Origin of the sequence: Saccharomonospora cyanea NA-134 (assembly GCF_000244975.1) — a bacterium.
Lineage (GTDB): Bacteria > Actinomycetota > Actinomycetes > Mycobacteriales > Pseudonocardiaceae > Saccharomonospora > Saccharomonospora cyanea.
Map to the genome: position 1 here is coordinate 1,676,444 of NZ_CM001440.1, position 16,538 is coordinate 1,692,981.

Consider the following 16,538-nt stretch of genomic DNA (forward strand, 5'->3'; position numbering starts at 1 on the left):
AGAGGGGAAACCATGGACCTGAAGGAACTTCTGGCCAGGCACCGGTTGCTGGCGATCATCCGAGGCACCGACCCGGCGGCGTGCGAGCACACCGCCGAGGTGCTGGTGGACTCCGGAGTGCGGTTGCTGGAGGTCTCGCTCACCTCGGCCGACGCCGTCGGGGTGCTGACCCGGATCTGCGCGAAGCTGGGCTCGGCGGCCCACGTCGGCGCCGGCACGGTACTGACCGCCGAGGACGCGAAGCACACCCGGGACGCGGGCGCGACCTTCGCCGTCACGCCCGCGATCGGTGAGGGCGTGGACGCCGCACTGGAACTGGGCCTGCCGGTCCTGGCAGGCGCGATGACGCCCACCGAGGTGCTCGCCGCGCACCGCGCCGGTGCCACGGCGGTGAAGCTGTTCCCCGCGAGCAGCCTCGGACCCGGCTACGTCAAGGCGCTCGGCGACCCGTTCCCCGGCATCGGCCTGGTGCCGGTCGGCGGTGTCGGGCTGACCGACGTGCCCGGGTACCTGAGCGCGGGCGCCCTCGCGGTCGGCGTCGGCAGTCCGCTGAGCGGCGACGCGCCCCACGGCGGGAACCTGGAGGCGCTGCGCGAACGCGCCACCCGGTTCGTGGAGGTCGCCGGTGCCTGAGGTCGTGACCCTCGGCGAGACGATGGTGTCGTTGCGAGCCGACGGACTGGTGCGGCTGGGCACGTCGTTCCGCTCGTCGATCGCCGGTGCGGAGTCCAACGTCGCGATCGGGCTGAGCAGGCTCGGACACCACGTGCGCTGGCTCGGCCGCGTCGGTGACGACGAGCCGGGCGATCTGGTGCTGCGCACCCTGCGTGCCGAGGGCGTCGACGTGTCCACAGTGGAGCATGAAGAGGCCGCACCCACCGGGCTGATCCTGTTCGAGCAGCGGCTGCCCGGCGTCACGCGTGTGCGGTACTACCGCGCGGGCTCGGCCGGTTCCCGGTTGCGCGCCGACGACGTCGCGCTGGGCGACGACGTGCGCCTGGTGCACCTCACTGGTATCACTCCGGCATTGGGCGACGGCCCGCGCGAGGCCGTCGAAGCGGCGCTGGCACAGGCCCGCGAGCGTGGCGCCACCGTGTCGTTCGACGTCAACCACCGCGCGAAGCTGTGGGCGGAGGAGCAGGCCTCCTCGGTGCTCACGCCGCTCGCCCACGCTGTCGACGTGGTGATCGGCTCGACCGACGAGCTCGACCTCGTCGGTGGAACCCAGGCGCTGCTGGACGCGGGCGTGCGCGAGGTGGTCACCAAGCTCGGCGCCGACGGTGCCTCCGTCACCACCGCCGACGGCGAGTTGCACGCGCCCGGACACCGCGTCCCGGTGGTGGACTCGGTCGGCGCGGGCGACGCCTTCACCGCGGGATACCTCTCCGCACTGCGGGACGGCCTCGACCCGGCCGCGCGGCTGGACCGAGGCAACCGGGCCGGCGCGTTCGCCGTCGCCACCTCGGGCGACTGGGAGGGCCTGCCGACGAGGAGCGAACTGGGACTACTGGCACTGGAGGAGGGAGCGGCACTGCGATGACCGGGGACTGGACGACGTGGTCCGGCGAACGGTTCTCGCTGGGTGGGGACTGCGCCTGGTCGGGGAGCGGCTCGTGGCTACAGCGTCGACCGTGGCCCTGCCGAGTCAGGACAGCGGGCACGGTCGACGCGCTGCCTCACACCCAGCGCGCACCGGCGGGTAACCCCAGTCGCTGGGAGCGGGCGTTCGCGAGTAGCTCCATGAGGGCCAGCGCGGTGCGGGACAGTGGCCTGGCGGGGTCGTGGACGAGGCAGATGTCGCGTTCCACGACTGGTTCGACCAGGGGGCGGGAGTCGATCTCGGCGAACTTCATCATGGGCAGGACGAGCCCGGGGACGGCGGAGACGCCGAGGCCCGACGCGGTGAGTCCGGCGACGGCGCCGACGTTGCGTGCCTGGGTCACCGGGCCGAGTCGCACGCCGCACCGGGACAGCGTCCGGTCGACGTAGGCGCGGATGCTGCTGGTCGGGTCGAACGCGACGAAGTCCTCGCCGGTGAGGTCGGACCAGGTGAGCTCGTCGTGTCCGGCGAACCGGTGCCCCGGCGGGAACACGCAGACGAACCGGTCGACGGCGACGTGCCGGGCGTGCAACGTGGGAGGCACGGTCGCGGCGACCGTGACCGCCATGTCGGCGCTGCCCCGCGCGACGTGGTCGAGGACGTCCTGGGAGAGTCCGTCGCGGACGGTCACGGCCACGTCGGGCCGTGTCGCCCGGAACGCCGCGAGCGCGTGCGGCAGCATCGTGGCGGCGAGCGAGGGCAGTGCCGCGATCGACACCGATCCCCGCGTCCCGGCCAGGTAACCCTCGAAGTGGTTCATGGCGGTGTCGAACTCGGCCAGCAGTCTGCGGGCGATGGTCAGGAACTGTTCGCCGTCCGCCGTGGGGCGCACCCTGCGGGTCGTGCGTTCGAAGAGGCTCACCCCGAGCCGGCGCTCGACTTCGAGCACCGTGCGACTCATCGACGACTGGGCGACGTGGAGCTCCCGGGCCGCACCGGTGTAGCCGCCCGCGTCGGCGACAGCGACCACGGCACGCAGGTGGCGTATGCCGATTTCCATGCCCACAGCGCATCAATGTATCCGAAATCGATGGTGGACTTGAATAGTGCTCGGCCTCACACTCGTGAGCCGAGGCGCGCTGCCGGAGCACTCCGGTGAACGCCGCACTCCGAGTCGCCGAGTGAGAGGTCCGGGTCGATGTTGTCCCTGATGGGTTTTCTGACCATCGGCGTGATCCTCGCTGTGCTGCTGACCAACCGGGTGGCCGCGGTGGTCGCGCTGGCGGGAGTCCCGATCCTGGGTGGGTTGGTCGCAGGCTTCTCCCCCGGGGAGATCGGCGGGTTCGTCTCCGAGGGACTCGGCGGCGTCGTCGGCGTCACCACCATGTTCGTGTTCGCGATCATCTACTTCGGACTCATGCGCGACGCGGGCATGTTCGACCCGATCGTCGACCGCATCGTGTCGCTCGCGGGGAACGCGCCCGCGACGGTGTGCGTGGCGACCACGCTGCTGGCGTGTGCGGCGCATCTGGACGGCGCCGGAGCCACGACCTTCCTGATCACCATCCCGGCGATGGCGCCGCTGTTCGACCGGCTCGGAATGAGCAGGCTCGTTCTCACCACGTGCGTCGGTCTCGGTGCCGGCGTGATGAACCTCCTGCCGTGGGGTGGGCCGACCGCACGGGCGGCGGCCGTGACCGGCGTCCCCGTCAACGACCTGTGGGTTCCGCTCATCCCGGCGCAGGTCACCGGGGTGGTGGCGGTTCTGGCCGTCGCGTGGTTGCTCGGACGTCGGGAGCAGCGCAGGCTCGCCGGGATTCCCGAGCACACGCAACAGGCGCAGGGCGCCGTCACGGGCGGGGGCTCCCGGACAGTCGGTGGTGCCACGGGCCCCGCGTCCGTCAGCACCGGCGGGGAAGGACCAGCCGGTGGGGAAGCGGAGGAGCTGCGCCGCCCGCGGCTGTTCTGGTTCAACGTCGCCCTGACGGTCGCGGTCATCGCCTGCCTCGTGGCCGCGGTGGCGCCGCCGGAGCTGTTGTTCCTGGTCGCGGCACTGGTCGCGTTACTGGTGAACTACCCGGGGCTGAAGCGGCAGACCGCCCGCATCGAGGCGCACTCCAAGGGCGCCATGCTCATGGCCACCACCCTGCTCGCCGCAGGCGTGTTCCTCGGCATCCTCGAAGGAAGCGGCATGATCGACGCGATGGCGTCGACGGCCGCGGGGTTGATCCCGGACGGAGCCGCTCCCGCGTTGCCACTGATCGTCGGTGTCCTCGGGGTGCCGCTGAGTCTTCTGTTCGGACCGGATGCGTACTACTTCGGAGTCATGCCGGTACTGATCGGGGTGGGCGAGCAGTTCGCGGTGGCAGGCGTCGACATCGCTTCGGCGTCGCTGCTCGGCGAGGAGACCGTCGGCTTCCCGATCAGTCCGCTGACCGGTTCGTTCTATCTGCTGGTAGGCCTCGGAGGGGTGGAGATCGGGCGACATATCCGGCATCTTCTCGGCTGGGCCTGGCTGGTCAGCATCGTGATGCTGCTCGTCGCCGTCGCGACCGGGGCGGTTCCCCTGTGGGCGGCATGAGCAGCGGGACGGTGCGCCTGGGCGCCGGAGCCGGATTCGCAGGGGACAGGATCGACCCGGCCGTGGACCTGGCCCGCCGGGGCGAGCTGGACTTCCTGGTCTTCGAGTGCCTCGGCGAGCGGACCGTCGCCGCCGCACACGCTCGCAGGCTGGGCGATCCGAGCACGGGCTACGACCCGTTGCTGGGAGCGCGGCTACGTGCGGTCCTGCCCCACACCGCTCGCGGCGGCACCAGGGTGGTCACCAACTCCGGGGCCGCGAACCCGGAGGCGGCGGGCGAGCTCGCCGCTCGCGTCGCCACCGAACTCGGCGTGCCAGCCCGGATCGCGGTCGTCGGCGGTGACGACGTGCTCGACACCGTGCGCCGGGTCGACCCCGTGGTGTGGGAGACCGCCGCGCCGTTGTCCGCCTGCCCCGAGGAACTGATCTCGGCCAACGCCTACCTGGGCGCGGCACCCGTCGTGGAGGCCCTCGACCAGGGTGCCGACGTGGTCGTGACCGGGCGGCTGGCCGACCCGGCTCTGTTCCTGGGGCCCCTGCTGCACACGCATGGCTGGGACACCGACGACTGGGAACTGCTCGGTGCGGGCACCGCGGTGGGACACCTGCTGGAGTGCGCGGGACAACTCACCGGCGGCTACTTCGCCGACCCCGTCACGAAACCGGTCCCGGACCTGGCCCGCCTCGGCTTCCCGTTCGCCGACGTCGCCGCGGACGGCACCGCCGAACTCCGCAAGCTGGCGGGCACCGGTGGCCGGTTGGACACCCGGACCTGCGCCGAGCAACTGCTGTACGAAGTGGACGATCCCACCGCGTACCTCACTCCCGACGTGGTCGCGGACTTCTCCGGGGTGACCTTCACCGACATCGGCGAGCACCGGGTGCGGGTGGCGGGCGCCACCGGGCGGCCCCGGCCGGACCAGCTCAAGGTCACCCTCGGATTCCGGGGAGGCTGGCTGGGGGAAGGACAGATCAGCTACGCGGGCCCCCGCGCTCTGGACCGTGCCCGCCTGGCCGCCGACATCGTGCGCGAGCGGCTCGTCCGGGTGCACGGAGTCGACGAAAGCGCGATCCGGGTCGAGTACATCGGCGCGGGCGCGGCGTTCCGCGGGCTCGCGGCCGACACCCGGCCGTTCGAGGTGCGCCTCCGGGTGTCCGCCCGGGTCCCCGACCCCGACCACGCCGAGGTGATCGGCTGGGAGGTGGAGTCGCTCTACACCAACGGCCCCGCGGCGGGTGGCGGCGCCACCAGGTCCAAGCGCGAGACCGTCGTCGTCCGCTCATGCCTGTTGCCGCGCCGTCTCGTGACCCCCTCCGCTCACCTGCTGGAGACGTGATGTCCACCGTGTTGCTCGACGACCTCGCCGACGTCCGCGCAGGAGACAAGGGTGACGCGCTGATGCTGTCGGTGTTCCCGCGTCGCCCGGCCGACGTCGACCTGCTGGTCACCCACCTCACGGAGGATGTCGTGGCGCGGCATTTCGGCACCGCCGTCACCGGTCCGGTGACCCGCACCGTGCTGCCGCGGCTTCCCGCTCTGGTGTTCGCGATCCCCGGTGTCCTCGCGGGCGGTGTCACCGGCTCCACCGTCCTCGACGGACACGGCAAGACGCTCAGCTACCACCTGCTCACGTTGGAACTGACGATCTGACCCACCACCGAAGGAGAGGCCGGAATGAGCTCAGCTCACCGAGGACGTGCTCACCCCCTGCCCCGACCGCGTCGCGCTCTCGCCCGCGTCGCGAGCATCCTCACGGCACTGACGGTGACGGTGTCCGTGGTGGCCCCGATGGCCCCGGTGGCCAGGGCCGCACCGCAGCCTGCCGCCCCTTCCCCCGCCGCACTCCCGGACGACCCCTTCTTCTCCTACGACCGCCCACCGGAGTACCAGGTGGTGCGCGAGGACGTGGACGTGCCGCTGCGCGACGGCAGCCACGTGGTGTGCCGGCTGTACCGGCCGGGGGACACGACGACACGACCGGCGGCAGGGCGGTTCCCCGGCATCGTCTACGAGTACACCGCCTACGCCGACAACGCGGAAACCTTCGGCGAGGGTGCGGCCTACTTCGTCCGCCGGGGCTACAACGCACTCGTGTGCCAGGCCCGTGGCTCGGGCGAATCACCGGGCTCGCTGGACCCGTTCGGCCCCCAGGAACAGCGGGACAACTACGACGTCGTCGAGTGGCTCGCCGCGCACCCCGCGTCGACCGGACGCATCGGCCAGATGGGTGTCAGCTACGGAGGTCACAGCGCGCTGCTGGTCGCGGTGAACCAGCCGCCGCACCTTGAGGCGATCATCCCGATGAACGGCATTCACGACTGGTACGCAGACACCATCTACCACGGTGGGATCTACTCCGCCCGCATCCGCGACTGGCAGCGGCAGGTGGCACCCGACACCCTCCGAACCTACGCGGAGCACCCGCTCTACGACGACTTCTGGCGCGACCGCAGTGTCATGTCCCGCTGGAACCGGCTCACCATCCCCACGCTCGAGATCAACGGCTGGTACGACCGCTACCGGGACGGCATGGTGAAGAACTACCGGGCCCGGCCCGACAACGTGTGGCTGATCTCGGGCCCGTGGGAGCACGGCTACCCGGAGGGCCAGCACGCCGACATCGGTAGGGGCGCCTACCTCGCCTGGTGGGACCACTGGCTGGCGCAGGACCCCGACGCCCCACTGCCGGCCACGCACGTCACCTCGTACGAGGTACCGGGACCCGGCGCGGGCCACGGCTGGCAGCAGTTCGAGCAGTGGCCCCCACGCGACGCCCGCGAGCTGACCCTGCGGCTCGGAACGGACGGGGCTCTGAGCCGGGCGGTGGGACGTCCCGGCACGGCCACCTTCGACGTCAACACCGAGCCGGAGCCCCCGCAAGGCGATGAACGACTGGTGTTCGGCACCTCACCGCTGCGCCGGGACCTGGTACTCGCCGGGGACGCGAGCGCACGCATCAGGGTGTCCTTCGGGGCCGAGGACGGGCACCTCGCGGCGGTGCTCTACGACCAGGCACCCGACGGCACCAGCACCAGGATCACCGAAGGCTGGCTCAAAGCCAGCCACCGCGACACGCACACCGGCCTCTCCCCGGTGGAACCGGGGCGGGTCTACGACCTGGACGTGCACATCCGGCCGACGCACTACCGGCTGCCCGCGGGACACCGCCTGGTGCTGCGGGTCTCCAGCGACGACTACCCGGCGATCGACTCCAGCGCGCCGCCCGGCCGGGTGGAGGTGCGGACGGGTGCCGCCGGATCGACGTTGCACCTCACCGTCCACAACGCACCCGCGGGAGGCACACCCTGAGGGGTGCCCGGTTCGCGGTGTCCCGCCGTCCGCCGGGGCGACGGAACCCGCGCGGGGTGCGAGTCGGCTCGACGGGTCTCCCGGTGACGACGATCGCGTCGCCGGGAGACGGCGGGCGCGGACCCTAGTTCGCCTCCGCCTCGGCCGCGATCCTGGCCAGTGCCCGGCCCCGGTCGCTCAGCGCCTCGACCCTGTCGGCGAGTTCGGCCGCCCGGTCCTCGTCGGCGGTCGTGATCTCGGTCAACAGCTCGGTGTAGTCGGCCACCAGCCTGCGGTACTTGTTCAGGAACTGCCGCTGCTCGCTGGTGGCCACTCCGGCCTTCCGGCCGCGGCTCAGCCGCGCGTACCGGCCGTCGAGATCGATGATCTGCTGGGCCAACACCGCCGCGCCGGCGCTCAGCACACTGCGCGCGTCGCCCGCCGCGTCCAGCCTCTCCCGGCGCGCCGCCTCCAGCTTGCCCGCCCTGCGTGCTCCGAAGTAGAGCAACGCGGACCCGGCCACCACGGCACCGATCGCGGCCGCGGCCACCAGGTAGCGGGGCAGGGACGGGCTGATCGTGCGCGCACCGTCGGGGACCAGCCCCGCCTTGACGAGCTGGTCGTAGTTCACCGCCATGACCTTCAGCGCCTCGATCGGCTTGTCGAGGAACTGGTCGATGCCGTTGACGATCGTCGTCTCGATGACCACGCCGGTGCCGATGTCGTCGGTCGTCCGGGTGCACGGGTAGCGGTCGTAGTCGTCCTCCGCCGCGCTGAGCGGCACCACCACGGTGCCGTTCGCGGCGTGGCCGATGTCGTCGCAGACCTCCCGCAGGTCGGCCCCCGGTTCCAGGAAGGCCACGGCGAGCCTGCGGTTACCGACGACCCGTTCCGCGGCGGCCTCGTCGAGTTCGACACCGGGCGCGACGTACACGGAGGATCCGCGCAACTCCTTCGCGACCGCCCCCTCGAACAACCCGCCCGTCCACAGCGCCCACCCCGCGAGCACGGTGCAACCGAGCACGGCCATCCCGAACAACGTGCTGAAGAATCGGCCGAGCCGTTTCATCCGAGCCTGCCCTCGAGGTAGTTGAACGGACGGTAGTCGGTGCGGCCGAGCAGCCGGGCGGTCTCGTCGAGTTCGCTCTCGGCGTCGTCGAGCAGGGCGCGCACCTGCTCCCCGGGCAGGTCGGAGTCCAGTGCCTCGGTGGCCGCCCGCAGCTTGCCGATGCCGCGTGTCAGCGAAGGGTCACTCTGCTCGGTGGTCAACCCCGACACCTCGATGGCCAGCGCGGTGAGCCCCGCGAGGCGGGCGTGGTGCCCCGGTTCGGGCGCCGACCTGGCGCGCCTCAGCGGCCGCACCGACAGGGCGAGGAAACCCACCACACAGGCCGCGAACAGCCACGGCAGCGCGGGCATCGTCACCTTCAGCGGATCGAACGGCAGGTAGGGGAGCGGCCGGTCGAACAGACCCGCGTAGCGGACGTCGGTGACGCGGTTCAGCCACGCGTTCAGGATGTTGTCCTGGGGGTAGTCGTAGGTGCTGAGCCGATCACCGAGCTGGGAGTAGAAGATGGCGTGCACCAGCTCGACGAAGTCCGTCGCGTTCGGACCGTCGTACTCGATCCACGAGCCGTACATCACCACGACGGGCCTGTCGGGGAAGAGCCGGGTCAGCGCCGGGCCGTACCGGGGAACCGGTTCACCGAACGGCTGCTGCGGCAACGCCACGTAGAGCGCGCCCGCGTCCGGGAAGGCCGTCGCCGACGACTTCTCCGGCACGTTCTCCAGCGTCGCGCCCTCCGCGACGTGCACCCCGTCGGCGCGCAGATCGGTGGCGACGGCGTCGAGCTCGGCCTCGGTCGGCTCCCGCCAGCGGAACGCGTCGGTCACCTCCGGCGACTCCCGCTCCTGGAGGTGGCTGATCATCGTCACCAGCAAGGACGTGACGTCACCGGAAGCGAACTGGGCACGCCACTCGGGAACCGTGTCGGCGGCGGCCTGGAGTATCCCACCACCGACCGTGGTGCCGACGACGGTGATCGTCGCGTTCTCGACCTCGCGTATCCGGCGCCGCTCGTCCTCGTCCAGTCCCGGCGGCGCCACGAGGATGCGCACGTCGGCGTCGCCGATCGCCTCGCGCACGACCTCCTCGTCCCACCACGCGACCGAGCCCGGCAATCGGACGACCGGTTCGGCCGCGACCATCTCGGTCATCTCCTCGACCGAGGGCACGGTGGCCTCGTTCAGCTCACCGGCTTCGCCCTCCACGACCTTGTCGGCCGACGACGGCGACCTCCCGTAGCTGACATCGACGATCTCCTGCCGTTGTGACTCCAGGAACACGACGAGCAGCACCACGGCCACACCGAGCAGCGTCCAGCGCACCCATTCCCTCGTCCGGCGTGCCGTGCGCTCAGCCATGGCGGACCTCCCGCCAGAGCCGGTCGGCCCGCTCGGCGCACCTGGTCGCCTCCTCGGCCGCGGCGACACCACCCCGCTCGGCGGCGATCGTCTCCGCGCGGGCGAGCAGCTGTTCGGCCTCGGCGACCGGAGCCGGGCACGCGTCCCGGCTGACGGCGGCGCTGTCGATCGCCGCCCGGGCGGTGGACCACGCCGTACGACGTCGCACGTCGCGAGCGCGCAGCCGAGGCACCAGGGTGCTCGCGACACCCGCGGCGACGAGTAGGAGGCCGCCGACGAGCCAGATCAACCAGGACGAGGACACGTGTCTCCGCTTCCAAGCGTCGCAGCGCTCGGGGCGAGCGCTGCGGTGACTGTAGATTCTGCCCGATCACGGGGCGCGGAGATCACCTTTCCACGAGTTCCGCCCTCGCCTCCGAGGCTGGTCACAGCATGTGCCGGACCTGTCGCGCTCCGTGGCGCGGTCGCCAGGTCTGTGGTGAGACTCCGAACGGACACCGACCCGCGTGCCCGCTCGGGGAATCACTCGCCCTTCCCATGTAGCCGGTCGTACTTCTCGGCGCTGCCTCTGGCCAGCTCGACGGGGTACTTGGCCTCGTTGAGCCGGATCTTCTCCGCCGACGCCGCCAGCAGGTCGACGTCGAGCACGTCCGCGAGGCGCAGGAGGTAGGCGAGTACGTCCGCCAGTTCGTGCCGCACGTGCTCGGCGGTCCGCGCGTCACGCATGACGTCCCGCGACTGCTCGGGCGTCAGCCACTGGAAGATCTCCACCAGCTCCCCGGCCTCACCGGCGAGAGCCATCGCCAGGTTCTTCGGCGTGTGGAACCGGTTCCAGTCACGCTCGTCCGCGAAGTCCCGAAGGCGGCGTTGCAGATCGGCTAGTTCCATGCGGGTCACACTACGGTCGTGGACGGGCGGCCGTCGCAGGGTGCGCACTCGTTTCCCTCGGGCTGCGACCGAGGGAAACGGGCTTTCCGTTCGTTCGTACGTCGAAGGCCGTGAGGTGTGGTTTCGTGATGAAAGAGGCCGCCGGACAGCCGATCTTCGACGTGCTTTTCTGCTAGAATGGTGCGGTAGGCAGGCAGTTCAGCACCGCATGGGTACCGTTCAATTCGACGACATCGACGTTACTCGGCCGACTGGGGATTCGTCAAACCGCTACCGTGCTCTCGATGGGTGTGGTGCGGTTTTTCCTCGGTCTCGGGTTCGGCACCTGCGGTGCTCCGTACGGCGAACGGAGCTGGTTTGGTGAATACCGCTGCCCGTACCGTTTTCATCGGTGGACTCCAGTGGTTGGACTACGTCCACGCCGGTCCACGTAAGGCCATGTCGATGGTGGTGGAACAGAAACGCCGCTACCTCGATCCCGGCCGATACGCCTGGTCCGCCTACGGGCCGCTGTTGGCGGCTTTTCGGCGGGCACTGAACTCTCCCGACCGGGAACGCGAATTCGAACGCGTCATCGCTCAAGCCGGGGAAAAGGACGACTGGCGGGAATCCGCGTATCGGGACGCCGCCGACGGGTTTTTGGAAACGATACCGAAGCGGGCCACCGGAATTCACGTCGGTGAAGCCACCTGGGCCGAGGGAAACCTGCGTGTCGTTTTTCGCCACATGCTCGGCGTGCGCCTGCACGACAGGAACGACACGCGGTGGCTCGTCCTTCCGTACTGCAAGTCCGCGGCGCTCAACCAGGGCAGTGCGGACATCGTGTTGCAGATGATGGAGTCGTTCGCCGACCTCGTCCTGCCGGGTGCCACACCGGTCGTGCTCGACAGCCGGCACGGCAAGCTCTACAAGCTCCGCGCGAACACCAACCGCGGCAACATCGACGCCTGCGTGCGGGGGTTGGCCGTCGCATACGAGTGGCAGTGGTCGCTCGCGGCGTGAGACGTCCGAAGGCCGGTCGGGCACGGCGAGTGCGGCGCTGTGCTCGACCGGCCCGGCCTGCCTTCGACGGGGTGGAGCTGGGCACCGGTGATCCGCCGGTTCTCCTACGTGCCGTCGACCGGGTCGGGCTCGTCGAACCTGACGCGGGGTGACGGAGCAGCTCGCTGACCCTCGGTGACCCGGCGAGTGCGGAGGTCGGCTCGTGGTGGCCCGGTGCGCTGCCACCCGGCTACCGCCGCGCAGCCGTGCGCTCGTGGTGCGGGGTCTCCTGCGGGCCTGTTCCGGGTGGTGGGCGCCAGTCGACCATCATCAGCGTCGCGTCGTCCTGGATCCGGCCCCGCTGGTACTCCAGAACACCGTGCATCACCCTGCGCAGCGTCTCGGGTGCGGAGAGAGCGGCGGCCGAGTCGCGCTCGATGAGCCCGACCAGACGCTCGATGCCGAACAAGCGGTCCTCCTCGTCGCGCGCCTCGGGAATGCCGTCGGTGTAGAGGAGGAGCCGATCACCCGGTTCGAGTTGTTCGCGTCCTGCCGTCGCCGCGGCGGGACTTTCGGACACCCCGAGCGGGATCCGAGGAGCGGTCTCCAGACACTTCACAGCCGTGTTCGCCCGCAGGAGCAGTGGTGGTGGGTGCCCCGCCAACACGTATGTCAGCTCGCCCGTGGCGATGTCGAGCCAGCTGAGGACCGCGGTCACGTACCGGGCGCCGGGCGGCCGGTTCTCGATGATCAGCTTGTCCGCGATCCGGGCCAGTTCGCCGAGGTCGTGTTCGCCGCCGCGGCGCGCGTTGCGGATCGCGGCCAGCGCGACCGCCGTGGTCAGCCCCGACTGCATGTCGTGCCCGACGCTGTCGAACAGCGCGCAGAACGCGGCTTCCTCGTTGACCGCGTAGTCGAACGCGTCACCGCCGACCCGCTGGTGTGGTTCGAGAACCACACTGATCACGAGGTCCTTGGACGCGAAGGTCAGTGGCGGCAGCAGTTGCCACAGCAGCTCCGCGTCCGACGTGAAGGGCCTCGCCCGGCGCGCTACGTGCAGGGCGTCACCATAGGCGAACTTCGTGGCGACGATGTGTCCGAGCAGGCCCGCGAGCACGGTGCACCGAGCGCGGAGGTCCGCGTCCTCCGGACTGAGCTCGTCGGACAGCCCGAAGCACAGCACCCCGAGACGTTCCGTGCCGTCGACCATCGGTACCCACAGCTCCGCGGCCCGCTCGCGGGCGGGCCGCCAGACGGGTTCCTCCAGCTGGAACGCGCGACCCGCGAGGGTGCCCTCGATCGTCACCGGGGCACGGTCGCCGGAAGCGATCGGCGTGAGGATCCGTTGGCCACGGTCGACGAGATAGAGCTCCGCGGTCATCCCCAGCCGACGTACCGCGCGATCGGCCACGCGGCCCACGTCCGGCCCGGAAGCGCTGTGCGTCTGCTCGACGATGTCGGCCACCACGTCCCACCACGCGTTCGATTCAGCCGCCACCTGACCCGCTTACCCACCGCGAACTCGGGGAAACTAGCCGTTCCCGCAAACGGCCTGCACCTCGGCGGTAGGACATCGCACCGGGCGAGCCGTCACACGGTGGTCGGTCGGACGCCGAGGGGATCGCCACCGGGTGGTGCTCCCACCACGACCCGGCCCGAGCCAGTCGAACCGAACACCGCCATGCCGGCCTCCCGACGGACGAGGCGGGAGTCGTGACCGGGTGAAGCGCTCGGCGCACGGTGCGTCGACGACTGGTGCCGCGATTGGTGCCATGGCGATGCCCGACGCGCACCGACCCGGCACGGGACCCGTAGGGTGGGCAGTCGTTCTTCGAAGGAGCGCTCGACTCGACAGGAGGAGCCGAGGACATGGAGGTCTGGATCAACCCGGCCTGCTCGAAGTGCCGTGGCGCGCTGTCGCTGTTGGACGCCGAAGGGGCCCGGTACACGCTCCGGTACTACCTGGAGGAACCGCCCACCGTGGAGGAGCTCGACGAGGTCCTGACCAGGCTCGGGTTGGAGCCCTGGGACATCGCTCGTCTCGGCGAGCCCGCGGCCGACGCCGTGGGCCTGGCCTCGTGGGCCCGTGACGATGCCCATCGGGTTCGGTGGCTGGAAGCCCTGGCCGCCCTCCCACCCTCATCCAGCGCCCCATCATCACCGCGGACGACGGGACCGCGGTGATCGCTCGCTCGCCGGAAGCGGTCCGCTCCGTCCTGCCGTAGCGGCACACCGCACGGCCGGCCCCGGACATCACCGCCACCACACGGCCCTCGGCAGCGACCTCGACGGACGGCCTCAGGCGCCGGTCCCCGCCGATCGCCGTGTCCTGACGAAGTCGGCTCGCTCCAGCAGGGCGGACACCGCGACACCGGCGACGAGTCCCCAGAAGGCGGAGCTGATGTTGAGGGGCGTCACGTCGGACAAGGTCACCAGGAACGCGACGAGCGCGCCCAGCGTGAAGTGCGTACGGAACGCGGTGACGAACGCGTTCTGCAGTGCCCGCAGCATCGCCAGACCGCCGAGTACGGCGACGAAGGCCTCGGGGGTCGCGAGCATGAGGCGTACGAAGGCCGGGGCGAGCAGGCCGGTCACGGCGGCGAGCAGGCCACACACGATCCCGGCGGTGTACTGCCTGCGGCGTTCCCCGGAGGCGGTGAGCAACGCGTTGGTGGGTCCGGTCAGGCAGGTGGACACGGCGCCGACCAGTGCCGCGACAGCGGACCAGATTCCACAAGCGACGGTGGCGACGTTGACGGGCGGCGCGTGGCCGGCTTGCCTGAGCACCGCCACGCCCTGACCGTTCTGCACGACCAGCACCGTCACCGCCAGCGGGACCACGAGCTCGACGACGGCCTGCCAGGACCACTGGGGAAGCTGGAGCACCGGCTGCGCGAACCATCCCGTGCCGGAGGCGACCGGCGCGAACCGGTCGGCGGCGACGACGGTGACCGCGCCGACGACCAGCGCTCCGAGGATCGGCGGTACCCGGCGACCGAGTGAGGGAAGACCGCTGAGCAACAGGAAGGCGGCCACCATCGGGACCGCGACCAGGGGGTCCGCGCCGAGCGAAGCGATCAGGTCGAGACCGAAGCGCAGGAAGACCGCCGCGACCATCGCCATGACGATCGGCATGGGCAGCGCGGCCATCGCCGTGCGGACCCATCCGGTGAGCCCGACGACGAGCACCAGCGCCGCCGTGACCACGAACGCGCCGACGACCTCCGGCCACGCGAGGTGGTCGAGGGACCCGCCGACGACCACGGTGCCCGGGATGGTCCAGAAGAACGCCAGGGGCTGCCGGTAGAGCCAGGAGGCCAGCACGGTGAGGATGCCGTTGAGGAAGAACACGCCGAAGATCCAGGAGGCGAGTTGTGTGGGGCTCAGCCCGCCCTGGACACCGACCGTGAGGATGACGGCGATCGGGCCGGTGGCGGAGAACACCAGCCCGATCACGCCGTTCGTGACCGTTGAGCCGTCGGCGTCCCGCACCACACGACGGGGATCGGGCAGCGGCCGGAGCGGTCGCTCGAACCGCGGTGCCGACTCGGGTGTCGCGTGCCGGCTGTCGGTGTCGGTCGTGGTCACGAAGTCCTCCTCGGCGGCCCGCACCCGGTCGTCTCCGTCGCCCGGTGCCGTCACACCTTCGACGGGTGCGTCGCCAACGGCGTGACCTTGATGGTCATGTACGGGAAGAGGGGCAGACTCGACAACAGCTCGTGCAACTCGTCGGTCGACTCGACGTCGAAGACCGAGATGTTGGAGTACTCACCCACGATGCGCCACAGGTGGGGCCACTTGCCGGACCGTTGCAGCCGCTGGCTGTAGTCCTTCTCCCGGGCCACGGTCTCCGCGCGGACGTCGGGGTCCATGTCGTGGGGCAGGTGTACGTCCATCCGAACGTGGAACAACATGGGCGAGCCTCCTGAAAGCGCAGGCGGGTTCAGGCCGGGACGGGGTCGAGGACGAAGTCGTAGACCACGGTCTCGCCGTGGCCGTCGGCGGCGGGCTTCGGATCGAGGATGAGCTCCGGTTTCACCGCCGAGGCGATGTCGTCGTCGTTGTGCTCGTCGCCGGGGAAGTACAGCTGCGCGGTGAGCAGCTCGTGCCCCGGTGCGGAGACCTTGACGTGCAGGTGGGCCGGGCGCCAGGCGTGCCAGCCCGCGGCGGCGATCAGCTTGCCGCAGGCGCCGTCCGTGGGAATCCGGTACGGGGCGGGCCGCACGGTGCGGATCTCGAACTCACCGCCCGCGTCGACGGAGAACGTGCCCCGCAGGTTCCACTCGGGGATGCCGGGTGCGAACTGCGAGTAGAGACCCTCGTCGTCGGCGTGCCAGAGCTCGACCTTCGCCTGGTCGAGGACGCTGCCGTCGGTGGAGGTGACCCGGCCGGTCCACACCAGGGGCGTTCCCGGCTCGTTCTCCCGCATCGGCACCGAGCCGTGCGAGCCGCGTTCGGGAGCGCCGGGCACGTAGTACGGGCCCTCGATGGTGCCCTTGTTGCCCTCCCGGTGCTCGGTCGCGACCTCCTCGACGACGTGTTCCACCCACACGTCGAGGAACAACGGCCACTCGCCGTCCTCACCCACGCTGATCAGCCAGGCCTTCAGCGCGTTGTACTCCTCGTAGGTCACCTTGTGCCTGCGGATCGTGTCGTGAACGGCACCGAGCACCTCGCGTGCCAGCAGGTCGACGCGCTCCTTCGGCGTGTTCGCGACGCCGCCGAGCTTGTCGGCCTTGAAGCGTTCCGTGGCGTTGGCGCCGGAGTCGGCCGCGGTCGGGGCGGGGCCGTCGTGCAGAGCCGTCATGAAATCCTCCTTGATTTCGCTGTTCCTT

General features: G+C 70.7%; 16 protein-coding genes and 1 pseudogene. 8 read left to right on the top strand and 9 right to left on the bottom strand.

Annotation, left to right across the window (positions count from 1 at the left end):
• The first annotated feature begins 12 nt into the window (after nt 1–12).
• A complete protein-coding gene (locus SACCYDRAFT_RS08140; protein ID WP_005455260.1) occupies nt 13–633 on the top strand; it encodes a bifunctional 4-hydroxy-2-oxoglutarate aldolase/2-dehydro-3-deoxy-phosphogluconate aldolase in 621 nt (206 codons plus the stop codon).
• Complete coding sequence (locus SACCYDRAFT_RS08145) at nt 626–1,540, top strand: sugar kinase (RefSeq protein WP_005455261.1); 915 nt, start codon at nt 626–628, stop codon at nt 1,538–1,540. The genes SACCYDRAFT_RS08140 and SACCYDRAFT_RS08145 overlap by 8 nt, the downstream gene beginning before the upstream one ends.
• 136 nt (nt 1,541–1,676) lie before the next feature.
• Here SACCYDRAFT_RS08145 and SACCYDRAFT_RS08150 read toward each other — a convergent pair whose 3' ends face one another.
• Nucleotides 1,677–2,600, bottom strand: coding sequence for a LysR family transcriptional regulator (locus SACCYDRAFT_RS08150; RefSeq protein WP_005455263.1), 924 nt, complete (start codon nt 2,598–2,600; stop codon nt 1,677–1,679).
• 138 nt (nt 2,601–2,738) lie between these two features.
• Here SACCYDRAFT_RS08150 and SACCYDRAFT_RS08155 point away from each other — a divergent pair, with 138 nt between their 5' ends.
• From SACCYDRAFT_RS08155 to SACCYDRAFT_RS08170, 4 genes are read left to right on the top strand one after another with little or no spacing between them, the layout of a single operon-like run.
• A complete protein-coding gene (locus tag SACCYDRAFT_RS08155) occupies nt 2,739–4,121 on the top strand; it encodes a CitMHS family transporter (protein ID WP_005455265.1) in 1,383 nt (460 codons plus the stop codon).
• Nucleotides 4,118–5,458, top strand: a complete 1,341-nt coding sequence (locus SACCYDRAFT_RS08160; RefSeq protein WP_005455267.1) for an acyclic terpene utilization AtuA family protein — start codon at nt 4,118–4,120, stop codon at nt 5,456–5,458. Before SACCYDRAFT_RS08155 ends, SACCYDRAFT_RS08160 begins: the two co-directional genes overlap by 4 nt.
• Nucleotides 5,458–5,772, top strand: a complete 315-nt coding sequence (locus SACCYDRAFT_RS08165) for an AtuA-related protein (protein WP_005455268.1) — start codon at nt 5,458–5,460, stop codon at nt 5,770–5,772. Before SACCYDRAFT_RS08160 ends, SACCYDRAFT_RS08165 begins: the two co-directional genes overlap by 1 nt.
• Before the next feature lie 24 nt (nt 5,773–5,796).
• Nucleotides 5,797–7,431 (top strand): CocE/NonD family hydrolase, encoded by a 1,635-nt coding sequence (locus tag SACCYDRAFT_RS08170; protein WP_005455271.1) that lies wholly within the window; start codon nt 5,797–5,799, stop codon nt 7,429–7,431.
• A 124-nt stretch (nt 7,432–7,555) separates the two neighbouring features.
• On the opposite strand, the gene SACCYDRAFT_RS08175 is transcribed toward SACCYDRAFT_RS08170, so the two are convergent.
• The 4 genes from SACCYDRAFT_RS08175 to SACCYDRAFT_RS08190 form a co-directional block, all read right to left on the bottom strand.
• Nucleotides 7,556–8,479 (bottom strand): hypothetical protein, encoded by a 924-nt coding sequence (locus SACCYDRAFT_RS08175; protein WP_005455272.1) that lies wholly within the window; start codon nt 8,477–8,479, stop codon nt 7,556–7,558.
• The gene (locus tag SACCYDRAFT_RS08180) at nt 8,476–9,834 is read right to left on the bottom strand and encodes a hypothetical protein (protein WP_005455273.1); all 1,359 of its coding nucleotides are present in this window, start codon (nt 9,832–9,834) and stop codon (nt 8,476–8,478) included. The genes SACCYDRAFT_RS08175 and SACCYDRAFT_RS08180 overlap by 4 nt, the downstream gene beginning before the upstream one ends.
• A complete protein-coding gene (locus tag SACCYDRAFT_RS08185) occupies nt 9,827–10,138 on the bottom strand; it encodes a DUF6403 family protein (protein ID WP_005455274.1) in 312 nt (103 codons plus the stop codon). Before SACCYDRAFT_RS08185 ends, SACCYDRAFT_RS08180 begins: the two co-directional genes overlap by 8 nt.
• A gap of 218 nt (nt 10,139–10,356) precedes the next feature.
• Complete coding sequence (locus tag SACCYDRAFT_RS08190) at nt 10,357–10,722, bottom strand: nucleotide pyrophosphohydrolase (RefSeq protein ID WP_043536288.1); 366 nt, start codon at nt 10,720–10,722, stop codon at nt 10,357–10,359.
• Nucleotides 10,723–11,082: 360 nt separating this feature from the next.
• Between SACCYDRAFT_RS08190 and SACCYDRAFT_RS08195 the strand changes: the two genes are divergently transcribed.
• Nucleotides 11,083–11,724 carry a hypothetical protein gene (locus tag SACCYDRAFT_RS08195; protein ID WP_005455276.1) on the top strand — a complete coding sequence of 214 codons (642 nt, stop codon included), beginning with the start codon at nt 11,083–11,085 and terminating at the stop codon, nt 11,722–11,724.
• Between the two features lie 229 nt (nt 11,725–11,953).
• Here SACCYDRAFT_RS08195 and SACCYDRAFT_RS08200 read toward each other — a convergent pair whose 3' ends face one another.
• A complete protein-coding gene (locus SACCYDRAFT_RS08200; protein ID WP_005455277.1) occupies nt 11,954–13,201 on the bottom strand; it encodes a PP2C family protein-serine/threonine phosphatase in 1,248 nt (415 codons plus the stop codon).
• 371 nt (nt 13,202–13,572) lie between these two features.
• Between SACCYDRAFT_RS08200 and SACCYDRAFT_RS08205 the strand changes: the two are divergent.
• A pseudogene (locus SACCYDRAFT_RS08205) lies at nt 13,573–13,928 on the top strand (ArsC/Spx/MgsR family protein).
• Between the two features lie 73 nt (nt 13,929–14,001).
• Here the strand turns inward: SACCYDRAFT_RS08205 and SACCYDRAFT_RS08210 are convergent.
• From SACCYDRAFT_RS08210 to catA, 3 genes are read right to left on the bottom strand one after another with little or no spacing between them, the layout of a single operon-like run.
• On the bottom strand, nt 14,002–15,291 hold the full coding sequence (locus SACCYDRAFT_RS08210; RefSeq protein ID WP_043537151.1) for a benzoate/H(+) symporter BenE family transporter: 1,290 nt from the start codon (nt 15,289–15,291) through the stop codon (nt 14,002–14,004).
• A gap of 50 nt (nt 15,292–15,341) precedes the next feature.
• Nucleotides 15,342–15,617 carry a muconolactone Delta-isomerase gene (gene catC, locus SACCYDRAFT_RS08215; RefSeq protein WP_005455282.1) on the bottom strand — a complete coding sequence of 92 codons (276 nt, stop codon included), beginning with the start codon at nt 15,615–15,617 and terminating at the stop codon, nt 15,342–15,344.
• Between the two features lie 29 nt (nt 15,618–15,646).
• Complete coding sequence (gene catA, locus SACCYDRAFT_RS08220) at nt 15,647–16,510, bottom strand: catechol 1,2-dioxygenase (protein WP_005455284.1); 864 nt, start codon at nt 16,508–16,510, stop codon at nt 15,647–15,649.
• Nucleotides 16,511–16,538 lie beyond the last annotated feature (28 nt).

Excerpts from the sequence above, each read along its gene's own strand:
- SACCYDRAFT_RS08140 (WP_005455260.1), top strand. The coding sequence starts at position 13 with ATGGACCTGAAGGAACTTCTGGCCAGGCACCGGTTGCTGGCGATCATC.
- SACCYDRAFT_RS08150 (WP_005455263.1), bottom strand. The coding sequence starts at position 2,600 with ATGGAAATCGGCATACGCCACCTGCGTGCCGTGGTCGCTGTCGCCGAC.
- SACCYDRAFT_RS08155 (WP_005455265.1), top strand. The coding sequence starts at position 2,739 with ATGTTGTCCCTGATGGGTTTTCTGACCATCGGCGTGATCCTCGCTGTG.
- SACCYDRAFT_RS08160 (WP_005455267.1), top strand. The coding sequence starts at position 4,118 with ATGAGCAGCGGGACGGTGCGCCTGGGCGCCGGAGCCGGATTCGCAGGG.
- SACCYDRAFT_RS08165 (WP_005455268.1), top strand. The coding sequence starts at position 5,458 with ATGTCCACCGTGTTGCTCGACGACCTCGCCGACGTCCGCGCAGGAGAC.
- SACCYDRAFT_RS08170 (WP_005455271.1), top strand. The coding sequence starts at position 5,797 with ATGAGCTCAGCTCACCGAGGACGTGCTCACCCCCTGCCCCGACCGCGT.
- SACCYDRAFT_RS08175 (WP_005455272.1), bottom strand. The coding sequence starts at position 8,479 with ATGAAACGGCTCGGCCGATTCTTCAGCACGTTGTTCGGGATGGCCGTG.
- SACCYDRAFT_RS08180 (WP_005455273.1), bottom strand. The coding sequence starts at position 9,834 with ATGGCTGAGCGCACGGCACGCCGGACGAGGGAATGGGTGCGCTGGACG.
- SACCYDRAFT_RS08190 (WP_043536288.1), bottom strand. The coding sequence starts at position 10,722 with ATGGAACTAGCCGATCTGCAACGCCGCCTTCGGGACTTCGCGGACGAG.
- catC (WP_005455282.1), bottom strand. The coding sequence starts at position 15,617 with ATGTTGTTCCACGTTCGGATGGACGTACACCTGCCCCACGACATGGAC.
- catA (WP_005455284.1), bottom strand. The coding sequence starts at position 16,510 with ATGACGGCTCTGCACGACGGCCCCGCCCCGACCGCGGCCGACTCCGGC.